This window comes from Pseudomonas sp. NPDC089569 (assembly GCF_050280625.1).
Lineage (GTDB): Bacteria > Pseudomonadota > Gammaproteobacteria > Pseudomonadales > Pseudomonadaceae > Aquipseudomonas.
The window spans coordinates 1-1,055 of record NZ_JBNNVQ010000277.1; the positions used below are offsets into that span (position 1 = coordinate 1).

General features: G+C 62.0%; 2 protein-coding genes and 2 pseudogenes. 3 read left to right on the forward strand and 1 reads right to left on the reverse strand.

What is annotated here, in order from left to right; genetic code table 11:
- Positions 1–87: pseudogene (locus ACQKP2_RS33055) on the reverse strand (hypothetical protein); the annotation flags it as partial.
- A 7-nt stretch (positions 88–94) separates the two neighbouring features.
- On the opposite strand from ACQKP2_RS33055, the pseudogene ACQKP2_RS33060 reads away from it, so the two are divergent.
- The 3 genes and pseudogenes from ACQKP2_RS33060 to ACQKP2_RS33070 form a co-directional block, all read left to right on the forward strand.
- A pseudogene (locus ACQKP2_RS33060) lies at positions 95–292 on the forward strand (sarcosine oxidase subunit beta); the annotation flags it as partial.
- A 14-nt stretch (positions 293–306) separates the two neighbouring features.
- Entirely contained in the window at positions 307–636 is a 330-nt protein-coding gene (locus ACQKP2_RS33065) for a sarcosine oxidase subunit delta (RefSeq protein ID WP_427582406.1), read from the forward strand.
- The coding region (locus ACQKP2_RS33070) for a 2Fe-2S iron-sulfur cluster-binding protein (protein WP_427582407.1) at positions 633–1,055 on the forward strand (423 nt) is incomplete at its 3' end. The genes ACQKP2_RS33065 and ACQKP2_RS33070, both read left to right, overlap by 4 nt.

Here is a 1,055-nt window from a genome sequence, read left to right on the forward strand (position 1 = left end):
ACCGAGGAACGAGTGCTGGCCGAGCAACGCCATCAGGGTCGCAGCCCCGACAATGACCAGCACGAACACCAGGCGCTGCAAGCGCGAGACCTGCAAGACCCCGGTGCCGAACATGTTCTTCAACTGCGGTTGGGGTACCGGTGGCTTCAAGGCAACTCCCGGCTCGGGCAACGTGTTTGCCGCCAGCCTGGCCAAGGGTGAAATGCACCCGCTGGCCGCACCGTTTTCCATCGACCGCTTCCACAGCGGCGCCCTCATCGACGAACACGGCGCTGCTGCCGTCGCCCACTAACAGGAGAAATCCCCATGTTGCATATCTTCTGTCCTCACTGCGGCGAACTGCGCTCCGAAGAGGAATTCCATGCATCCGGCCAGGCGCACATCCCGCGCCCACTGGACCCCAACAGCTGCACCGACGAGGAGTGGGGCGACTACATGTTCTTCCGCGACAACCCGCGCGGCCTGCACCATGAGCTGTGGGATCACGTTGCCGGTTGCCGCCAGTACTTCAACGTCACCCGCGACACCGTGACCTACGAGATTCTCGAAACCTACAAGATCGGCGCCAAGCCGCAGTTCACCGACAAGACTGAAAGTCCGAAAGCGGCCGCGCAGGCTCTGGGAGCGAAGGTATGAGCCAGATCAATCGCCTGTCCAACGGTGGACGGATCGACCGTAACAAAGTCCTGAGCTTCACCTTCAACGGCCAGACTTACAAAGGCTTCGAAGGCGACTCCCTGGCCGCCGCGCTGCTGGCCAACGGTGTCGACATCATCGGTCGCAGCTTCAAGTACTCCCGTCCGCGCGGCATCTTCGCTGCCGGTGCCGAAGAGCCGAACGCGGTGCTGCAGATCGGCGCCACCGAAGCCACCCAGATCCCGAACGTACGCGCCACACAACAAGCGCTGTACCAGGGCCTGGTCGCCACCAGCACCAACGGCTGGCCGAGCGTGAACAACGACATGATGGGGATTCTCGGCAAGGTCGGCGGCAAGCTGATGCCACCGGGCTTCTACTACAAAACCTTCATGTACACGCAATCGTTCTGGATGACT

Excerpts from the sequence above, each read along its gene's own strand:
- ACQKP2_RS33065 (WP_427582406.1), top strand. The coding sequence starts at position 307 with ATGTTGCATATCTTCTGTCCTCACTGCGGCGAACTGCGCTCCGAAGAG.